This is a genomic window from Pantoea sp. C2G6 (assembly GCF_051336815.1).
Lineage (GTDB): Bacteria > Pseudomonadota > Gammaproteobacteria > Enterobacterales > Enterobacteriaceae > Pantoea.
The window spans coordinates 162,180-181,649 of record NZ_JBGMNJ010000007.1 but is presented as its reverse complement, the minus strand read 5'-3'; the positions used below and the strand labels follow the sequence as shown (position 1 = coordinate 181,649).

Genomic DNA, 19,470 nt, shown 5'->3' with positions numbered 1-19,470 from the left:
CTGTGAACGGGCGCCGCAGCGCCCGGTTAAATCAGAATCTGAAGGTGGCGGTGCCGACAATCTGACGCTCCGCGCCCCAGTAACAGGCGTATTCACGGTAGCAGCTGGCGACATACTCACGGTCAAACAGATTGTTAACGTTGATGCCCACCGACGAACCCGGCAGACCGAAACGGCCCAGATCATATTTCAGCGCCGCGTCCACCGTGGTGTAACCGGCCACTGTAAAGTTCTGGTTCTGCTGGGTGCCCGCGCTGTAAAGCCCCTGACTTTCACCCACGTAACGCACACCCGCGCCCAGCGTCACGCCCGACAGGGCAGTTTCGTGGAAGGTGTAGTCGCTCCACAGGGAAGCCATATGCTTCGGCACCTGTACCGGCGTTTTGCCTTTCAACTGGGTATCTTCGGTGTACTCCGCGTCGGTATAGGTGTAGGAGGCGGTCAGGTTGACGTTGGCATTGAGCGCCGCTTTAGCTTCCAGCTCGACGCCGCGCGACCGGATTTCGCCGCTCTGCACGCTGAAGAAGGGATGATTCTTCGTGTCAGGATCGGCGGTCAGGTTTTTGGTTTTGGTCAGCTGATAAAGCGCTGCCGTCAGCACCACCGGACGATCTTTCGGCACATACTTCACGCCCGCTTCGTACTGTTTCGCGCGTGACGGATCAAACGCCTGGCCTTCATAGTTCGCACCGGCATTGGGAATAAAGGCTTCGCTGTAACTGAAATAAGGGGCGATACCGTTATCAAACACATAGTTCAGCCCCCCGCGCCAGGTGAAAGCCTGATCGTTCTGGCGATCGACACTGTCCGCCACCCGATCGTAAACCGAGGTCATGGCGTAATCGTAGCGACCGCCCAGCGTCAGCACCCAGCGGTTCCACTCCATCTGATCCTGGGCATAGAGACCGGTCTGGCGCTGCTTGTTGAGATGCTGATAAGGCGAGGCAAACGGTGTCACGCTGTCGTTGCCATATTGCGGATTAACCGCGTTCAGGCTGGAGGCGGAACCAAACTGCGCGTCAATATCATTGCGGGTGCGCTGGAAATCCACCCCCAGCAGCAGCGTATGATCGACCTGGCCGGTGGCAAACTTCGCCTGCGCCTGCGTATCCACCGCAAACTGGTTCAGCGTCTCCTGGGAAGTCGCCGAACCACGGGTAATCTGCTGCGTCTCAGGCAGGAAACCATTGCCATAGATACTGCGGTAATCGGTGCGCAGGTCGGCGTAACGCAGGTTCTGGCGCAGCGTCCAGGTGTCGTTAACGCTATGCTCGGCGTTATAGCCGACCATTTTAGTGGTGCGCGAAATCTTATTGCTCTGTTCGCCTTCATCGAAGTTGGTCGGCAGTTTGTACTGGCTGCCATCGGCGCGGGTGATCGGCACCACCGTGCCCTGACGCGGCAGCCAGCCGTAGTAGCCGGTTTCCGGTTCGTTCTGGAAATAGCTCAGCAGGTCAACGCGGGTGCGATCGTCGGGACGCCAGCTGAATGACGGAGCGATGGTGTAGCGCTTCTCTTTGTTCATCGCCTGCTGCGCATCCTGGCTGCGCGCCTGACCGGTCAGGCGGTAGCTGTAGACGCCGTCATCATCCAGCGCGCCGCTGAAGTCGAAACCGGTTGAGAAGAGGTTATCACTGCCCATCTGGAACTGCACTTCACGCAGGGTTTCCTGGGTTGGGCGCTTACTGACCAGCGCCACGACCCCGCCAGGGTTGCTTTTGCCATAAAGCACCGACACCGGACCGCGCAGCAGTTCCGCGCGCTCCAGGAAATAGGGATCGATGGCAAACTCAGAGTAGTTGTCTCCCTGAAGTTTCAGCCCATCCAGATACTGATTGGTATTGGTTTCGCTGAAGCCGCGAATCGACAGCGCATCAATCACGTCTGAACTGCCGCGGTTGCCGGTCAGCACGCCCGGCGTGTAGTTAAACGCCCCTTTGACGCTGGTGACGTTACGCATCGCCATCTCTTCGCGGGTGACGACGGAGATGGACTGCGGCGTTTTTTCAATCGGCGTATCCGTTTTGCTGCCGGTGGCGCTCTGTTTCGCGGCGATGGTGGCGGCCGGCCCCCAGGCGCTTTCCGCTCCGGCGTCACTGCCGCCCGCGGCCGAGACCACCATCGTCTCTTCTGCATGGAGGCGGCTGCTCAGGCTGCTGAGTGCCAGCGTCATCATTACGGCCAGCAGGGATCGGGAAAAGTGTATTTTGGTATTGTCAGAAAAAGTCGTTCGCGCATTCATAAAAAGTGTCTCGTAACAATCAGGGATGGGCAGGCGAATCGAAACGATAATGATTATTATAACCGTTGGATAATATGCGAAACCTGAGCGGCACTGCAAGGAGAAATCCCAGCCGTGACGCCGTTTGCAGGCCGATTAACCGGTATTGATCGCGAACAAAAAAAGGGCGCCGAAGCGCCCTTTTTAACCTGTCTGACCGATTTATTTGCCAAACATATCTTTTATCCAGCCCGCTACGCCGTCGCTGTCTTTCTGCTCCGACGGCTGCTGAGCCGGTTGTTGCGGCTGCTGTTGCTGCTGTTGTTGCTGCTGCTGATCGAACAGCTGTTGCTGCTGCTGGATCTGCTGCTGCTGTTGCTGACACAGCGCGTTAGGATCGAGCGCCCACACCGGCAGCGAGCGCCAGGTGCTGCTGCCGGTGCCGCAGACAAAGTTACCGGCAGAGTCGATATTCATCAGCGACACATCTTCCGGCGGCGTCAGCTGCAACGGCATCGGTGCCTGATTATCCAGGTAACGGCGATAGAGCTGCATCGCCCCGCTGGCCCCATAGAGCTTCGTCGGCTGGTTGTTATCGCGCCCTACCCAGGTGATCGCCACCTCTTTGCCATCAATACCGGCAAACCAGCTGTCGACCAGATCGTTGGTGGTACCGGTTTTTCCGGCCAGATGCGCTTTCGGGAAACGCGCGCCCAGCGCACGGGCGGTGCCGTGATCGGCCACCTGCTGCATGGTGTAGAGCGTCAGATAGGCGGCCTGCGCCGGTTCAACCCGCTGCGCCTGCGGATAGCTCTGATAGAGCACGCTGCCATCTTCAGCGATCACCGAACGCACCGCCGACAGCGTCGCGCGGTTACCGCCGCTGGCGATCGACTGGAACGCCTGCGCCACTTCAACCGGCGTCAGGTTTAACGCGCCCAGCAGCATCGCCGGAACCGGATGAAGCTGATCGGTCGGGACACCCAGCTTGTTCCAGGTATCGACCACCGCGTCCAGCCCCAGCGTCATGCCGAGGTTAACCGTCGGCACGTTCATCGAGTTGGTCAGCGCATCCACCAGCATCACTTTGCCGCTGAAGCGACGATCGTCATTCATTGGCTTCCAGACGCTGCCGTTTGGCTGTTTCAGGGCAATCGGCTCATCGGCGATCCAGCTGTTGAGCCGGTAGCTGTTGGGCTGACTCAGCGCGGTGAGATAGGTCGCCGGTTTCGCCAGTGAGCCGATAGAGCGGCGCGCCTGCAACGCACGGTTATAACCGGCGAACTGTGGATCGGCTCCGCCGACCATGGCGCGCACTTCACCGCTGAAGCGGTCCACCACCACCATCGCCGTTTCAAGATCTTTCAGGCCGCGCTGTTTTTTCAGCGTCGGGATGCCGTCAATCACCGCTTTTTCCGCCGCATCCTGCGACACCGGATCGAGCGTGGTGAAGATTTTCACCCCGGAGAGATCTTTCACCTTGTCGCCCAGCTTCGCCTGAAGCTCGTTACGCACCATCTGCATAAAGGCGGGCTGTGGCGTGATCACGCCGCCTTTTGGCTGCACGCCCAGCGGACGTGCCGAGAGCATGTCATACAGCTCCTGGTCGATCACTTTCTGCTGCTGCAACAGGCGCAGCACCAGGTTGCGGCGTTCCAGCGCCAGTTTCGGGTTGCGCCACGGGTTATAGAGCGACGCCCCTTTCACCATGCCGACCAGCATCGCCTGCTGATCGAGGCTCAGCTCATCCACCGGACGGCCAAAGTAGTAAAGGCTCGCCAGCGGGAAGCCGCGGATCTGATCGCTGCCCGCCTGACCGAGATAGACCTCATTCAGGTAGAGTTCCAGAATACGGTCTTTGCTGTAGCGCGCATCCATGATCACCGCCATATAGGCTTCACGCGCTTTACGCCACAGCGAACGCTCGTTGGTGAGGAACAGGTTCTTCACCAGCTGCTGCGTCAGGGTACTGCCGCCCTGCACCGCTTTTCCGGCGGTGATATTCGCCAGGAAGGCGCGGCCAATCGAGTAAGGGCTGATACCGTCATGCTCATAGAAGTGGCGATCTTCGGTGGCGATCAGCGTATCGACCAGCAGATCCGGGAAACCGGTGCGCGGCACAAAGAGTCGCTGTTCACCGTTCGGCGATTGCAGCATGGTGATCAGGCGCGGATCGAGGCGGAAAAAGCCGAAATCACGGCCGGTGTCGAGGTTTTTAATCTCGCTCAGCTCATCTTTCGTAAAGCTCATGCGCGCGTGGATCTGCCCCTCTTTACTGTCGGGGAAATCAAACGGGCGGCGCAGCAGATCGATGGTGTTGCCTTTGACCGAAAACTCGCCGGGGCGGGTAATGCGTGACACTTCGCGATACTGCGTACCTTCCAGCAGCGCCACCATTTCACTTTTGTTGTAGGCCATGCCCGGTTCCAGGCTGACCATGCGGCCATAGACGGTGGCGGGCAGCTGCCACACTTTACCGTCAATCCGGCTGCGAATTTCTGAGTCGAGGTAGATGCCCCAGGCGGCCATCACTACCACAAACACCAGGAACAGTTTGATTACCCATCCCAGCCAACGGCGTTTGCCGCGCGGCGGTTTTCCACCTTTACCTTTACGTGGCACCGGCGCTTCCTCCTCGTCATCATAAAAATCGTCCTGCGTATCCTGTTCGATACCTCTGCGTCGTCCCCGGCCCGCACTGCTGCGCGGCGACAACGGTTTACCTTTGCGCCCGATAGGTTCGCGATCGTTCCCCGACATTACTTTTCTTCTCCAGGCAGTGCTTACGGCAGCGCCGCTACTCTAACCGCTTTCTCGCGTGTCGCATGGCAGAACCCTCTGAATTCGATCCAGCTGACTCAACCCTGCGGGGACATTTTTTTGGTGCGCCTTGTTGGCAAGGCGGTGGCCGGGTCCTCTGGCCAGAGATGTTTCGGATAGCGGCCCTTCATCTCTTTACGGACCTCCGGCCAGGCACCGCGCCAGAACGCCGCCAGATCACGGGTGATCTGCAACGGGCGCTGCGCCGGCGATAACAGCTCCAGCACCAGCGGAATGCGGCCTTCCGCCACGCTGGGATTACTCGCTTCGCCAAACATCTCCTGAATCCGTACCGCCAGCGCGGGCGGCTTATCCGCGTGGTAGCGAATCGGCAGCCGGCTTCCGGTCGGCACAGTGTAATGAGTTGGCAGCGCACTATCCAGCCGCTGACGTTGTGACCATGTGAGTAAATGTAATAGCCCGCTGGTCAGATTGACCGCCTGCAAACTTCTGAGATCGCGCACCGCCGCCATCTGCGGCAGCAGCCACTGCGGCAGGCTCGCCAGCAGCGCCTCATCATCGGTGGCGGGCCAGCTCTCTTCCGGCAGCCACTGCGCGGCACACTGGATACGCAGCCGCAGCTGTTCCGCCTCCGGGGTCCAGCCCAGCACCGCCAGCCCCTTTTCGGCGATCCAGCGCAGCATTGCCGCGTGCAGCAGCGCCGGTTCCGGGCGCGCCAGCGGCTGCGCCTTCAGGATCAGCGCGCCAATCTGCTCACGCTTCAGCGCGCGCAGCGTGCCCTTCTCTTCATCCCACTCCACCTCAGTGCGGCGCTCAATCAGCCCAGGCTGCTGCTGGCACAGCGCCTCAATATCGACCGGCAGCGCCAGCAACATGCGGGCATCCGGGGCGGCGCTGCCCTGTAATAAAGCGGGCGCGATCAGCCATTCATTGCGCGTCAGGCCATCCTGCTCATCCAGTCTCGCGCCCAGCCCGTTGGCCAGCTGATAGCGACCGCTCTGGTCACGTCGCCGCGCCAGCCGATCGCCAAACCCCGCCGCCAGCAGGCCAGCGAGGCGATCTTCATCCATCTGCCCGCCACCGATTTTCAGCCGCTGCTGCCATTGCCTGGCCCGCCGCTGCCAGTGCGGTTGCGGCCGGTGCAGCGCATCCCGCAGATCGGCACTGCCGCTGCGCGGCGGATCTTCCAGAATCGCCACCAGCAGCGCGGCGCTGGCCACCGCATCCGGCTCCTCGCCCGCCGCGCAGAGCACGGCGGCCAGCCGCGGATCGCAGCCGAGCCGCGCCATCCGGCGTCCCATCGTATTGAGCAGGCCGTTGTCGTCCAGCGCGCCCAGCTGAGTAAGCTGACGCTGCGCCGCCTCCAGATGTCTGGCTGGCGGCAGATCCAGCCACTGCAACTGCTGCGGCTGACGACAGCCCCATTGCAGCAGATCGAGCCACAGCGACGCGAGATCGCTCTGCACGATTTCTGGTTCGCTCTGCACCGCCGCGCGGGATGCCTGCTCCTGCGGCAGCAGATGCAGGCAGATACCGGGCATCAGACGCCCGGCGCGTCCGGCGCGCTGGATCATCGACGCCTGGCTGATGCGCTGGGTTTGCAGTCGCGTCACGCCGCTGCGGGCGTCAAACAGCGCCGTGCGCTCCAGCGCGCTGTCGACCACCAGCCGGATACCCTCAATGGTCAGGCTGGTTTCGGCGATATTGGTGGCCAGTACCACTTTGCGGCGGCCGCTGGCGGCGGGCAGGATCGCCCGGCGCTGCGCGGCCAGCGGCAGTGCGCCATAGAGCGGCGTCAGATCCACCTCATCACTGATGCGCGATTCCAGCTCACGCTTCACCCGCTCGATCTCCGCCACGCCCGGCAGGAACAGCAGCAGCGATCCGCTCTCCTCCCGCAGCAGCTGCGCCACTTCCCGCGCCACCGCCTCTTCAAAGCGCACCTGCGGATTCAGCGCGGCGTAACGTCGCTCAACCGGATAGCTGCGTCCCTCTGAGACGATCAGCGGCGCGTCGGGCAGCAGCGCCGCCAGCCGCGCGTTGTCCAGCGTGGCGGACATCAGCATGATCTTCAGGTCGTCGCGCAGACCCTGCTGCACATCGAGCAGCAGCGCCAGCGCCAGATCCGCCTGCAAACTTCGCTCATGAAACTCATCGAGGATCACCAGCGACACCCCCTCCAGCATCGGGTCGTGCTGTAACATCCGCGTCAGCATCCCTTCCGTGACCACCTCCAGCCGGGTCTCTGGTCCGACGCAGCTTTCGCCGCGCATGCGGAAGCCCACCGTGGCACCCGGCTGTTCGCCGAGTTGCTCCGCCAGCCGCTGCGCCACATTGCGCGCCGCCAGCCGCCGTGGCTCCAGCATGATGATCCGGCCCGGCAGTCCGGCCTGTTGCAGCAGTTGCAGCGGCAGCCAGGTTGACTTGCCCGCGCCCGTCGGCGCAGCCAACAGGATTTGGGGGGCACGACTCAGCGCCGCCAGAATGTCAGGCAGCACCGCGCTGACCGGTAAATCGCTCACAGCAAACTCCGCTTCTGCCTGTGCTAAGATGGCGCGCATTGTAGCATCCATCCGTGATATTTGCCGGAGAGCGCCATGGCGACACAACGCTTATTTTTTGCCATCAGCCTGCCTGAAGAGATGCAGCAACAGCTGGTGCGCTGGCGGGCCGACACCTTTCCTGCCGAGGCGGGCCGGCCGGTGGTGGCGGCGAATCTGCATCTGACGCTGGCGTTTCTGGGGGAGGTCGCGCCTGACACCGCTCAGCGCCTGCAAACCCTGGCGTCGCGCATTGTGCAGCCCGGCTTTGATCTCGATCTCGATGACGCTGGCCACTGGCCGCGTCCCGGCGTGGTCTGGCTCGGCTGCCAGCGTGCGCCGCGTGGCCTGTTGCAGCTCGCCAGCCTGCTGCGGGCGCAGGCCGCCCGGCATGGCTGTTACCAGAGCCCGCAGCCGTTTCATCCGCACATTACGCTGTTACGCCACGCCACCCAGCCGGTGGCTTTACCGCCGCGCGGTTTTCACTGGCGCTTTCGCGTCACCACCTTCTCGCTGTTCGCCTCTGAATATGCGCGGGGGCGCAGCCACTATCGCACGCTGGCCAGCTGGCCATTATCGCCGCAGGAACCCTATGCACTTCACCCCACCGCTTAAGCCCGCGCGCCTGATCGCCCGCTATAAACGCTTTCTGGCCGATGTCGAGACGCCCGACGGCGAGCTGTTGACCATCCACTGCGCCAACACCGGTGCCATGACCGGCTGCGCCACGCCGGGCGACCGGATCTGGTATTCGACATCCGACAGCCTGACGCGCAAATATCCCCACAGCTGGGAGCTGACCGAAACGCAGCAGGGCCACTGGATCTGCGTCAATACCCTGCGCGCTAATCAGCTGGTGGCCGAGGCACTGGATCAAAACAGGCTGCCCGCGCTGGCGGGATATACCCATCGTCAGGCTGAAGTAAAATATGGCAGTGAAAAAAGCAGAATTGATTTCCTGCTCAAAGCAGAGGGTCAGCGCAACTGCTATATTGAGGTGAAATCCGTAACCCTTTTACAGCAGGGAAAAGGTTATTTTCCGGATGCGGTGACGGTTCGGGGCCAGAAACATCTGCGCGAGCTGGCTATGGTCGCGGCAGAGGGCCATCGGGCCGTTTTATTGTTTGCCATTCTGCACACGGGGATTGAGGACGTCTCTCCGGCGCGTCACATTGACGCGGTCTATGCAGAACAACTGGTCCAGGCGCAGCGGAGCGGTGTAGAGGTTTTAGCGTATCGGGCAGACTTATCGGCGCAAGGTATGATTCTTAAAACGCCGATCAACGTAACCTTGTAATATCTTTTGCAATTTGTTGTGTTAAGAATGTTCTGAGCTAAAGTTCAACTACGCTGTTCCTCACAGGTTTGTCAAGGTGCGTTCATGAGTAATTGCCAACCCTGACGGCTTCTGTTATTTATAGCGGCCTGTTTTTTTCCCCATATGGGGATCGATGTACCCCGTCATCGTCAGAGGGCAGGCGAGCAGCAACGCACCTGCAAGACGTCAGTCAGAGGGTATAGTGCGTGTTATCCAGGAGAAGCAACATGCAAGAAGGGCAAAACCGTAAAACATCGTCCCTGAGTATTCTCGCCATCGCTGGGGTGGAGCCTTATCAGGAGAAGCCAGGCGAAGAGTATATGAACGACGCGCAGCTGACCCATTTTCGCAAGATTCTGGAAGCCTGGCGCAACCAACTGCGGGACGAAGTCGATCGTACCGTGTCGCATATGCAGGATGAAGCCGCTAACTTCCCGGACCCGGTTGACCGTGCCGCGCAGGAAGAGGAGTTCAGCCTGGAGCTGCGTAACCGCGATCGCGAACGCAAACTGATTAAAAAGATCGAGAAGACGCTGAAGAAAGTGGAAGATGACGACTTCGGCTACTGCGATTCCTGTGGCGTAGAGATTGGTATCCGCCGTCTCGAAGCGCGTCCTACCGCCGATCTCTGCATCGACTGTAAGACGTTAGCAGAAATTCGTGAGAAACAAATGGCCGGCTGATGCCGCGTCCAGCCTGTTACCACGCAGTGGAACACTCCCTGTTGTGTCCGCTGCGTGGTCACTTCTGAATCCTATGTCATCCTCCTGCATCGGTCGTTTCGCCCCTTCCCCCTCTGGTGAACTCCATTTTGGCTCGCTGATTGCCGCATTAGGCAGCTACCTGAGCGCGCGCGCGCAAAACGGCCTGTGGCGGGTACGGATAGAAGATATTGATCCGCCGCGTGAAGTGCCGGGCGCGGCCAGCCGCATCCTGCGTCAGCTGGAGCATTACGGATTAGAGTGGGATGGCGAGGTGCTGTGGCAGTCACAGCGTCATGAAGCCTACCGCGAGGCGCTCGCCTGGTTACAGCAGCATCGTCAGAGCTATTTCTGCACCTGCCCGCGGCGGCGCATTCAGCAGATTGGCGGCTTCTATGATGGTTACTGCCGCGATCGGCAACGCGGACCGGAAAATGCCGCGCTGCGGTTACGACAGCACGCGCCGGTGCTTGCGTTTGACGACCGTTTACGCGGTCGCGTGGAAGCGGACAGGCGACTGGCGCAGGAAGATTTTATTATTCACCGCCGGGATGGGCTGTTCGCCTATAACCTGGCGGTGGTGGTCGATGACCATTTTCAGGGCATTACCGAAGTGGTGCGCGGCGCCGACCTGATTGAGCCGACGGTGCGGCAGATTGCGCTCTATCAGCAATTTGGCTGGCCGGTGCCCGCCTGGCTGCATCTGCCGCTGGCGCTGAATCACGACGGCAATAAGCTGTCGAAGCAGAATCATGCGCCCGCCCTGCCGGAAGGCGATGCCAGACCGCTGTTAGTGGCGGCGTTACGCTTCCTCGGACAGCCGGTTTCCAGCGGCTGGCAGGAGTTAACGCAGGAGAAACTGCTGTCTGATGCGGTGTCGCAGTGGAATATCGCTTTGATGCCGCAACAGAACGCCCTGAAACCGGATGCATAGACAACAGCATTCTCAAACGGTTCTCAACAGGCTATGATTAGCCGCTGATTTTACCTACACCCTAATTGCCACTGTCGAGGTGTCCCATTTTTACCCGAGTAGCTAATTTTTGCCGGAAAGTCCTGAAGCGTGATGAAGAGGAAGCCCCAGCAGAGGTTGAACCAGAGCGTCTTATGACCATCATCCCTCGTGAAAGCCACACCATCTCACGCAAAGACATCAGCGAAAATGCCCTCAAAGTGCTCTATCGCCTGAATAAAGCCGGTTATGAAGCCTATCTGGTAGGCGGTGGCGTTCGCGATTTGCTACTGGGGCAAAAACCGAAAGATTTCGACGTGACCACCAACGCCACCCCTGAGCAGATGCGTAAGCTGTTTCGCAACTGCCGGCTGGTTGGCCGCCGTTTCCGGCTGGCGCATGTGATGTTCGGTCCTGAAGTGATCGAAGTCGCCACCTTCCGTGGCCACCATCAGGCGGAAGAGCCGGAAGAGGATCGCAACAGTTCTCAGCGCGCCCAGAGCGGCATGCTGCTGCGTGACAATATCTTTGGCTCTATCGAAGATGACGCGCAGCGCCGCGATCTCACTATCAACAGCCTCTACTACAGCGTCGCCGATTTCAGCGTCCGTGATTACGTGGGTGGCATCAGCGATCTGGAACAGGGCATTATTCGTCTGATTGGCGACCCGGAAACCCGCTACCGCGAAGATCCGGTCCGTATGCTGCGCGTCGCGCGCTTTGCCGCCAAACTGAATATGCGCATTGCCCCGGAAACCGCCGAGCCGATTCCGCGTCTCGCCTCGCTGCTGCGTGATATTCCGCCTGCCCGCCTGTTTGAAGAGTCGCTGAAGCTGTTACAGGCTGGCTACGGCTACAGTACCTATCTCAAGCTGTGTGAATATCAGCTGTTCCAGCCGCTGTTCCCGACCCTGGCACGTAACTTCACGGAAAACAGTGACAGCCACATGGAGCGGATGGTGGCGCAGGTGTTGAAGAACACCGACAACCGCATTCACAATGAGATGCGCGTCAATCCGGCGTTTCTGTTTGCCGCCATGTTCTGGTATCCGCAGCTGGAAACCGCAGAACGTATCGCGCAGGAGAGTGGCCTGACCTACTTCGAAGCCTTTGCGATGGCGATGAACGATACGCTGGATGAAGCCTGCCGCGCGCTGGCGATCCCGAAACGTATCACCTCGCTGATCCGGGACATCTGGCTGTTGCAGCTGCGCATGTCGCGTCGCCACGGGAAACGCGCCTGGAAACTGATGGAGCACCCGAAATTCCGCGCCGCTTACGACTTGCTGGCGCTGCGGGCTGAAGTGGAAAATAACCCGGAACTGCTGCGTCTGAGCCAGTGGTGGGGAGAATTCCAGGTGGCTGCGCCGCCGCAGCAGAAAAACATGCTGAATAACCTGGGCGACGATCCGGTGCCACGCAATCGCTCGCGCCGTCCGCGCCGTCGTTCTTCCGCGCCGCGTCGTGACAACCAGAACGCTTCATGACCCGGGTTTACCTCGCGTTAGGCAGTAACCTTGCCGATCCGCTGCATCAGGTTGATGCAGCGCTGACCGCACTCGACGCGCTGCCGCAGACGCAGCGCATCGCCACCTCCCCCTTCTACCGCACGCCGCCCTATGGCCCGCCCGATCAGCCCGATTTCCTCAACGCCGCCGTGGCGCTGGAGACCGAACTCAGTGCCGAAGCGCTGCTCGATCACACCCAGCGCATTGAGCTGGAGCATGGCCGGGTGCGTAAGGCAGAACGCTGGGGTCCGCGCACGCTGGATATTGATCTGATGCTGTTTGGCGACGCGGTGATCCGCACCGAACGGCTGATTGTGCCGCACTACGACCTGCTGAATCGCGCCTTTATGCTGCTGCCGCTGCTGGCGATTGCCCCGCAAGCGCGCCTGCCGGATGGCCGTGCGCTCAGCGCGATTCTGGCTACCCTCGACAGCAGCAGTATCACGCTGTGGCAGCGCTGACCGACAAACCTCACTCTCTGATTCCGCTCTTTCACGCTATCCAGTAAACTGCGCCCATCAGAATTCCTGAGTTGAGAGCGCCATGAAACCCACCACGATTTCACATCTGCGTCAGGCGAAAGCCAGCGGTAAAAAATTCGCGACGCTGACCGCCTACGATTTCAGTTTTGCCCGCCTGTTTGCCGATGAAGGTATTCAGGTGATGCTGGTTGGTGACTCCCTGGGTATGACCATACAGGGCCATGATTCGACGCTGCCGGTGACGGTCAGCGACATCGCCTATCACACCGCCGCCGTTCGCCGTGGCGCGCCTCAGGCGCTGCTGCTCGCCGACCTGCCGTTTATGAGTTATGGCACGCCACAGCAGACCTTTGACAGTGCCGCGCAGCTGATGCGCGCCGGGGCCAATATGGTCAAGCTGGAGGGCGGCAGCTGGCTGGCGGAGACGGTGCGGATGCTGACCGAACGGGCGGTGCCGGTGTGCGGTCATCTCGGCCTGACGCCGCAATCGGTCAATATCTTTGGCGGTTATAAAGTGCAGGGTCGCGACGAAGCCGGGGCCGAGCAGCTGCTGGCCGACGCGCTGGCGCTGGAAGCCGCGGGCGCGCAGCTGATGGTGCTGGAGTGCGTGCCGGTTGCGCTGGCGCAGCGGGTCACCGCCGCGCTCGCTATCCCGGTGATCGGCATCGGAGCCGGTAATGTCACCGACGGGCAGATTCTGGTGATGCACGATGCGCTGGGCGTAACCGGCGGCCATATTCCCAAATTTGCTAAAAACTTTCTGGCGGAGAGCGGCGATATTCGCGCGGCGATTCGCCACTATATCGCCGAAGTCGAAGCCGGAACTTACCCGGCGGCAGAGCACAGTTTCCAGTAATCCAGGAGAGTCACCGTGTTGATCATTGAAACGCTGTTGATGCTGCGCCAGGAAGTGCGTCGCTGGCGTCAGCAGGGAAAACGCATTGCGCTGGTGCCCACCATGGGCAATCTGCATGAAGGGCATCTGACGCTGGTGGATGAGGCGCGGGCGCGTGGCGACATTGTCATCGTCTCGATCTTTGTCAATCCGATGCAGTTCGATCGCGCCGACGATCTGGCGCGCTATCCGCGCACCCTCCAGGAAGATTGCGAAAAGCTGAACCGCCACCAGGTTGATGTGGTGTTTGCCCCCTCCCCGGCCGAGGTCTATCCGCAGGGCGCGCAGAATCAGACCTTTGTTGAGGTGCCGGTGCTCTCCTCTCTGCTGGAAGGCGCTACCCGTCCGGGCCATTTTCGCGGCGTAGCCACCATCGTCAGCAAGCTGTTTAATCTGGTGCAGCCCGACATTGCCTGTTTCGGTGAAAAGGATTTTCAGCAGCTGGCTATCATTCGTAAGATGGTGGCCGATATGGGATTCGATATTGAGATTGTTGGCGTGCCAACCGTGCGGGCCAAAGATGGGCTGGCGCTGAGTTCACGTAACGGCTATCTCACCGCTGAAGAGCGTAAGCTGGCGCCGGTGCTGAGCCAGGTGATGCAGCAGATGGCGACGCGGCTGGCGAATGGTGAGCGTCACATTGATGAGATCGTCGAGGCCGCCAGTCAGGCCCTGCTGGAGCAGGGATTACGCCCCGATGGTCTGGCGATCTGTGATGCGGAAACGCTACAGCCGCTGACGGTGGAGAGCCAGCGTGCCGTGGTGCTGATGGCCGCCTGGCTGGGTAACGCCCGCCTGATCGATAATCAAACCGTGGATCTGACGCAGTAATTGCGAGCGCAGGTCATTTTATTACTCGTCTGACAAGGTTTCTGGCTATGATTCGCACTGTTTTACAAGGCAAATTGCACCGCGTGAAAGTGACGCAGGCGGACCTCAACTATGAAGGTTCCTGCGCTATCGATCAGGACTTCCTCGATGCCTCCGGCATTCTGCAATATGAAGCGATCGATATTTATAACGTCACCAACGGTCAGCGTTTTTCCACCTACGCGATCGCCGCGGAGCGTGGCTCGAAAATCATCTCGGTGAACGGTGCCGCCGCCCGCTGCGCCTGCGAAGGGGATATTTTAATTATCTGCTCCTACGTGCAGGTCGAAGATGCGGAAGCGCGCCAGTGGCAGCCGAAGGTCGCCTATTTCGAAGGCGACAATCAGATGAAGCGTCTGGCGAAAGCGCTGCCGGTGCAGATCGCCTGATTAACTGTTCATCTGACAAAAAAAGGGCCACCGCTAAAACGGTGGCCCTTTTCAGTTCCGCTGCCGCCATTAAACCGCTTTGGTTGTCATGGGCTTCGATGACTTTTTCATGGTGAAGAGGAAATTAAACCAGCCGCGTTTTCTCATCAGACATAATGTCCACGGCAACGCCAGCGCCACCAGAAACGCCGAAATAAACTTCAGATCGTTAACCCAGGCTGACGGGCTTTCAAACTTCACAATCTTACTGAAGAACTGAATCGCCAGATAATGGGAGAGATAAAAGACGATGGAGTTCACGCCAATATAGTAGACCAGTTCAGACTTCAGCTTCAGCGCAATCCAGACAAAGAATGGCACCGACAACAGTGCCAGCGGGGATAATAACGCCTGAGAATGACGCTCCAGCACAAAGATATTCAGGCAGGAGAGCAGTACAAAACTGACCAGCGAAATCAGCAGCGTCGGACCATGCTGCACTTTCTCCGCAATATCGACCTGCTTTCTCACCACATAGTCGCCCAGATAGAAGAAGACAAACAGATAGAGCGATTTGTTGATATGGGTATTGTCGAAGCTGGCAAACACGCCGTCGGCCTCAATCGCCGGCAGCGCCCAGCTGAGCGTCATACAGACGGCAAACACCACCAGAAACGGCAACTGACGGGCAAAGATAATCACAATAAAGAAGATAAACAGCGAATGCAGGAACCAGGTCATATCACCCCCACCGGTCAGGTGAGAGAGAATAATATTCATCGGGGATTGCGGGGTATTGGCCATCGAGCTGAACAGAATTTTTAACCCGCCGTAAACCGCGACCCAGACCACAAACGGATAGAGGATACTGCGCACTTTGTTATTAAAAAAAGGCCCCAGACCTTTTCTTAAACCGGCATCGACAAATAAGCCGGAAACAAAGAACATCAACCCCAGTCTCACCGGTGCCAGCATCTCATTTAACAGGCTGCTGAAGGCGGTGAAGTGACCGGCGTTATTATGTACAGCGATGGTACTATGCAAAAAAATGATTGCGAGAATACTTAACCCCCGCAGATTATCGATCCACGTAATACGATTCATCTTTTCCTGCCTTTGATTAAAAACTGGCCCTGTTTCGATGCCATTTTTCTTATTAAAAAACGCCCCATTCCCGCATTTTCATCCATGATCAGAGGAATAACCTTAATCTGGCGATATTTTGATAACTCAGCCGGAAATAAACAACAGCCAGCGTTTAAGGCTATTCTTAAAAAAGATTTAACAGTTGAGAATCATTAAGATAGAAATAATCGCCCGATTATTATCAGATAATACTTAGGGTATTTTTTTGCCACATATAAACAGAGTGAGGCATGCAGCGGCGGACTGGGGACAAAAACGGCGGGCAGACAGGCATGGTGGTTATTAAAAAGTTAAATGGTTAGTGACTCCCTTTTCAGGCGTAACGAACTTTTCGCCGGGCAAAAAAAAAGCCACGCCTTTATCGCGGCGTGGCTTTTAATCATCCGGCTTTCCGTCAGGTGCGTAATCCGCGCCCGCGCTGAATCAGCGAATAGACCAGCGCATAAAACACCAGAATAAAGGCCAGCAGTACCGAGAGTGTAAACACCAGCGGCACGTCATTAATGCCGAGGAAGCCATAGCGGAAACCGCTGATCATATAGACGATAGGGTTCAGCTTAGAGACCGCCTGCCAGACCGGCGGCAGCAGGCTCAGCGAATAGAATACGCCGCCGAGGTAGGTTAAGGGCGTCAGCACAAAGGTCGGGATCAGGCTGATGTCGTCAAAGGTGCGGGCAAACACCGCGTTCAGCAAACCGGCCAGCGAAAAGAGGATCGCCGTCAGCAGCAGCGTGATAGCGACCATCGACCAGGAGTGGACGTGAAACGGCACAAAGAACAGCGAAATCGCCGTCACCAGAATGCCGACGCAGATGCCGCGCGCCACGCCGCCGCCGACATAGCCAGCAATAATAATGTGGGTGGGCACCGGAGCGACCAGCAGCTCTTCGATATTGCGCTGGAACTTGGCGCTAAAGAACGACGACGCCACGTTGGCGTAGGCATTGGTGATCACCGCCATCATGATCAATCCCGGCACGATGAACTGCATATAGCTGAAGCCGTGCATCTCCCCGATACGTGACCCGATAAGATTCCCGAAGATGATGAAGTAGAGGGTCATGGTGATCACCGGCGGCACCAGGGTCTGGATCCAGATACGGGCAAACCGGTTAATCTCTTTGGCCCAGATACTCTTCAGCGCCACCCAGTACAAATGTGTCATGCTTTTGCTCCTGTTTTTCCCTGCGTCGTCAGGCCGACAAACAGCTCTTCCAGACGGTTGGCTTTATTACGCATGCTCAGCACCTGCACGCCCTGCGCACTCAGCTGACTGAAGACGCTGTTCAGCCCCTGCTCGCGCAGCACTTCAACTTCCAGCGTGGCGGTATCGGTCAGCCGGTACTGGAACCCTTCCAGCGTCGGCAGCGGACTGCGCGGCGCCAGGTCGAGGATAAAGGTCTCCGACTTGAGCTTAGAGAGCAGCCCTTTCATCGAGGTGTTCTCGACCAGCTCCCCGCTCTGAATAATGCCGATATTGCGGCACAGCATCTCCGCCTCTTCCAGATAGTGGGTGGTGAGAATAATGGTGGTGCCTTTGGCGTTGAGATCTTTCAGGAACACCCACATGGAGCGACGCAGTTCAATGTCGACCCCGGCGGTTGGCTCATCGAGGATCAGCAGCTTCGGCTCATGCATCAGCGCCCGGGCGATCATCAGACGGCGCTTCATGCCGCCGGAGAGCATCCGCGCGCGTTCACTGCGCTTGCCCCAGAGATCGAGCTGTTTCAGATATTTTTCCGCCCGCGCGACCGCGTCGCGGCGCTCGACGCCGTAGTAACCCGCCTGGTTAACCACGATCTGCATCACCGTTTCAAACGGGTTGAAGTTGAACTCCTGCGGTACCAGGCCGAGCTGGCGTTTGGCATTAACCACATCTTTTTCCAGATCGTAGCCAAACACCCGTACGCTGCCCTCGGATTTGTTAACCAGCGAGCTGATAATGCCGATGGTGGTCGATTTACCGGCCCCGTTAGGCCCCAGCAGCGCATAAAAATCACCCGCTTCAACGTTAAGATCAATGCCCTTCAGCGCCTGTACGCCGCCGGGATAGGTCTTGGTCAGCCGGGAAAGTTCCAGTGCATAAGTCATTCCGAATCCATACCCTGTTTTGATGGCATTGCAATGCCGTTTAAATTTATCAAGCCTTCGCCTATAGTACAGCCGCGCACTTTGCGCAGTAACCGGTCGCCCCCGCCCATGACAGACATCGACACCCTGATCAGTAATAACCGCGAATGGTCCAGACACCTGATTGAAGAAGATCCCGGCTTTTTTGAGCGGCTCGCCCAGACGCAAAAACCGCGTTTCCTGTGGATTGGCTGCTCTGACAGTCGTGTCCCCGCCGAACGTCTGACCGGACTGGAACCGGGCGAACTCTTTGTCCACCGCAACGTCGCCAACCTGGTGATTCACACCGATCTGAACTGTCTCTCCGTGGTGCAGTACGCCATCGAAGTGCTGGAAGTTGAACACGTTATCGTATGCGGCCACTACGGCTGCGGCGGCGTGCAGGCGGCGATGGATAACCCGGAGTTAGGGTTGATCGACAACTGGCTGCTGCACATCCGCGACCTCTGGTACAAGCATAGCGTGTTGCTGGGGGAACTCCCGCCGGATAAGCGCCTGGACAAACTGTGCGAAATCAACGTGATTGAACAGGTCTATAACCTGGGGCACTCCACCGTGCTGCAATCGGCCTGGAAACGCGGGCAGGATGTCTCACTGCACGGCTGGGTATACGGCATTCAGGATGGCTGCCTGCGTAACCTGGATGTGACGGCCAACAGCCGGGAGATCCTCGAACAGCGTTACCGTCACGGCATCGCCAATCTGTTGATGAATCGCGAAAACCTGAGTTGATCATAGCCTAAGGCGCGACACAGCCTACACGAAGCAGAGGGTGCCGGCCTTGGAAGAATGTGCGGTGCTGGGGATCAGGCTTCCAGCGGCACCACTTTGCCGATATAGGGCAGGTGACGATAGTGCTGAGCATAGTCGATACCAAAGCCCACCACGAACTCATCCGGGATCGCAAAACCGACATACTCGACGTTCACTTCCACTTCACGGCGCTCCGGCTTATCCAGCAGGGTGCAGATCGCCAGGGATTTCGGCTGACGCAGTTGCAGGATTTCGCGCACTTTGCTCAGGGTGTTGCCGGAGTCGATAATATCCTCGACGATCAGCACATCTTTGCCACGAATATCTTCATCCAGATCTTTCAGGATTTTCACATCGCGGCTGCTGGACATGCCGCTGCCGTAGCTGGAGGCGGTCATAAAGTCGACTTCATGCGGGACCTCAATGGCGCGACAGAGGTCAGCCATAAACATAAAGGAGCCGCGCAGCAATCCCACCAGCACCATATCGCTGCCGCTGTCGCGGTAGTGGTCGTTAATCTCTTTGCCCAGTTCAGCGATGCGCGTGGCGATTGCCTGTTCAGGGATCATCACTTCAACAGTGTGTTTCATTGCGTTCAGCCCGGTTACGTCAGAAAAGCTCCGAAGTCTACCACAGACGCAGCCACGGCGGCGGGGCCGCACGCCAGGCAAACGATTACGTGGCGAAAATTCTTCCCGGCCTGCGGCGGGTCGCTGTGATCTGCATGACCTTAGAACATTCTGGCATTTACCGGCGGGATCCGCTGCGTGATAGCCTTTATTAAACCCTGGCGTTCCCCTGCCCG

General features: G+C 58.7%; 17 protein-coding genes. 10 read left to right on the top strand and 7 right to left on the bottom strand.

The annotated features are described in order from the left end of the window. Positions 1-31 precede the first annotated feature (31 nt). The 3 genes from fhuA to hrpB form a co-directional block, all read right to left on the bottom strand. On the bottom strand, positions 32-2,242 hold the full coding sequence (gene fhuA, locus ACCW71_RS11885; protein WP_436371561.1) for a ferrichrome porin FhuA: 2,211 nt from the start codon (positions 2,240-2,242) through the stop codon (positions 32-34). Positions 2,243-2,443: 201 nt separating this feature from the next. Continuing rightward, complete coding sequence (gene mrcB, locus ACCW71_RS11880) at positions 2,444-4,981, bottom strand: bifunctional glycosyl transferase/transpeptidase (protein ID WP_436371559.1); 2,538 nt, start codon at positions 4,979-4,981, stop codon at positions 2,444-2,446. A gap of 98 nt (positions 4,982-5,079) precedes the next feature. Then, positions 5,080-7,563 carry an ATP-dependent helicase HrpB gene (gene hrpB / locus ACCW71_RS11875; protein ID WP_436371558.1) on the bottom strand — a complete coding sequence of 828 codons (2,484 nt, stop codon included), beginning with the start codon at positions 7,561-7,563 and terminating at the stop codon, positions 5,080-5,082. A 36-nt stretch (positions 7,564-7,599) separates the two neighbouring features. Here hrpB and thpR point away from each other — a divergent pair, with 36 nt between their 5' ends. From thpR to panD, 9 genes are all read left to right on the top strand, one after another. Beyond that, positions 7,600-8,157: an RNA 2',3'-cyclic phosphodiesterase gene (gene thpR, locus ACCW71_RS11870; RefSeq protein WP_436371556.1), complete on the top strand. Its 558-nt coding sequence runs from the start codon at positions 7,600-7,602 to the stop codon at positions 8,155-8,157. Beyond that, on the top strand, positions 8,135-8,839 hold the full coding sequence (sfsA, locus tag ACCW71_RS11865) for a DNA/RNA nuclease SfsA (RefSeq protein WP_436371554.1): 705 nt from the start codon (positions 8,135-8,137) through the stop codon (positions 8,837-8,839). Before thpR ends, sfsA begins: the two co-directional genes overlap by 23 nt. A 248-nt stretch (positions 8,840-9,087) precedes the next feature. Beyond that, on the top strand, positions 9,088-9,543 hold the full coding sequence (dksA, locus tag ACCW71_RS11860) for an RNA polymerase-binding protein DksA (protein WP_031375735.1): 456 nt from the start codon (positions 9,088-9,090) through the stop codon (positions 9,541-9,543). Between the two features lie 73 nt (positions 9,544-9,616). Beyond that, positions 9,617-10,495 (top strand): tRNA glutamyl-Q(34) synthetase GluQRS, encoded by an 879-nt coding sequence (gene gluQRS, locus ACCW71_RS11855; protein WP_436371552.1) that lies wholly within the window; start codon positions 9,617-9,619, stop codon positions 10,493-10,495. A gap of 86 nt (positions 10,496-10,581) precedes the next feature. Continuing rightward, positions 10,582-12,000 (top strand): polynucleotide adenylyltransferase PcnB, encoded by a 1,419-nt coding sequence (gene pcnB / locus ACCW71_RS11850; protein ID WP_436371657.1) that lies wholly within the window; start codon positions 10,582-10,584, stop codon positions 11,998-12,000. After that, positions 11,997-12,482, top strand: coding sequence for a 2-amino-4-hydroxy-6-hydroxymethyldihydropteridine diphosphokinase (gene folK / locus ACCW71_RS11845; RefSeq protein ID WP_436371550.1), 486 nt, complete (start codon positions 11,997-11,999; stop codon positions 12,480-12,482). The genes pcnB and folK overlap by 4 nt, the downstream gene beginning before the upstream one ends. A gap of 82 nt (positions 12,483-12,564) precedes the next feature. Next, the gene (panB, locus tag ACCW71_RS11840; protein ID WP_436371548.1) at positions 12,565-13,359 is read left to right on the top strand and encodes a 3-methyl-2-oxobutanoate hydroxymethyltransferase; all 795 of its coding nucleotides are present in this window, start codon (positions 12,565-12,567) and stop codon (positions 13,357-13,359) included. A 15-nt stretch (positions 13,360-13,374) separates the two neighbouring features. Beyond that, the gene (panC, locus tag ACCW71_RS11835; RefSeq protein WP_436371546.1) at positions 13,375-14,229 is read left to right on the top strand and encodes a pantoate--beta-alanine ligase; all 855 of its coding nucleotides are present in this window, start codon (positions 13,375-13,377) and stop codon (positions 14,227-14,229) included. Positions 14,230-14,276: 47 nt separating this feature from the next. Then, on the top strand, positions 14,277-14,657 hold the full coding sequence (gene panD, locus ACCW71_RS11830; protein ID WP_090964354.1) for an aspartate 1-decarboxylase: 381 nt from the start codon (positions 14,277-14,279) through the stop codon (positions 14,655-14,657). A 69-nt stretch (positions 14,658-14,726) separates the two neighbouring features. Here panD and ACCW71_RS11825 read toward each other — a convergent pair whose 3' ends face one another. The 3 genes from ACCW71_RS11825 to ACCW71_RS11815 form a co-directional block, all read right to left on the bottom strand. Next, entirely contained in the window at positions 14,727-15,740 is a 1,014-nt protein-coding gene (locus ACCW71_RS11825) for an acyltransferase family protein (RefSeq protein ID WP_436371544.1), read from the bottom strand. Between the two features lie 436 nt (positions 15,741-16,176). Further along, positions 16,177-16,947, bottom strand: a complete 771-nt coding sequence (locus tag ACCW71_RS11820) for an ABC transporter permease (protein WP_436371542.1) — start codon at positions 16,945-16,947, stop codon at positions 16,177-16,179. Beyond that, positions 16,944-17,873, bottom strand: a complete 930-nt coding sequence (locus tag ACCW71_RS11815) for an ABC transporter ATP-binding protein (protein ID WP_436371540.1) — start codon at positions 17,871-17,873, stop codon at positions 16,944-16,946. Before ACCW71_RS11815 ends, ACCW71_RS11820 begins: the two co-directional genes overlap by 4 nt. A 108-nt stretch (positions 17,874-17,981) precedes the next feature. Between ACCW71_RS11815 and can the strand changes: the two genes are divergently transcribed. After that, positions 17,982-18,644 (top strand): carbonate dehydratase, encoded by a 663-nt coding sequence (gene can / locus ACCW71_RS11810; RefSeq protein WP_436371538.1) that lies wholly within the window; start codon positions 17,982-17,984, stop codon positions 18,642-18,644. A 74-nt stretch (positions 18,645-18,718) separates the two neighbouring features. On the opposite strand, the gene hpt is transcribed toward can, so the two are convergent. Continuing rightward, positions 18,719-19,255 carry a hypoxanthine phosphoribosyltransferase gene (gene hpt, locus ACCW71_RS11805; RefSeq protein ID WP_436371536.1) on the bottom strand — a complete coding sequence of 179 codons (537 nt, stop codon included), beginning with the start codon at positions 19,253-19,255 and terminating at the stop codon, positions 18,719-18,721. Positions 19,256-19,470: the final 215 nt, after the last annotated feature.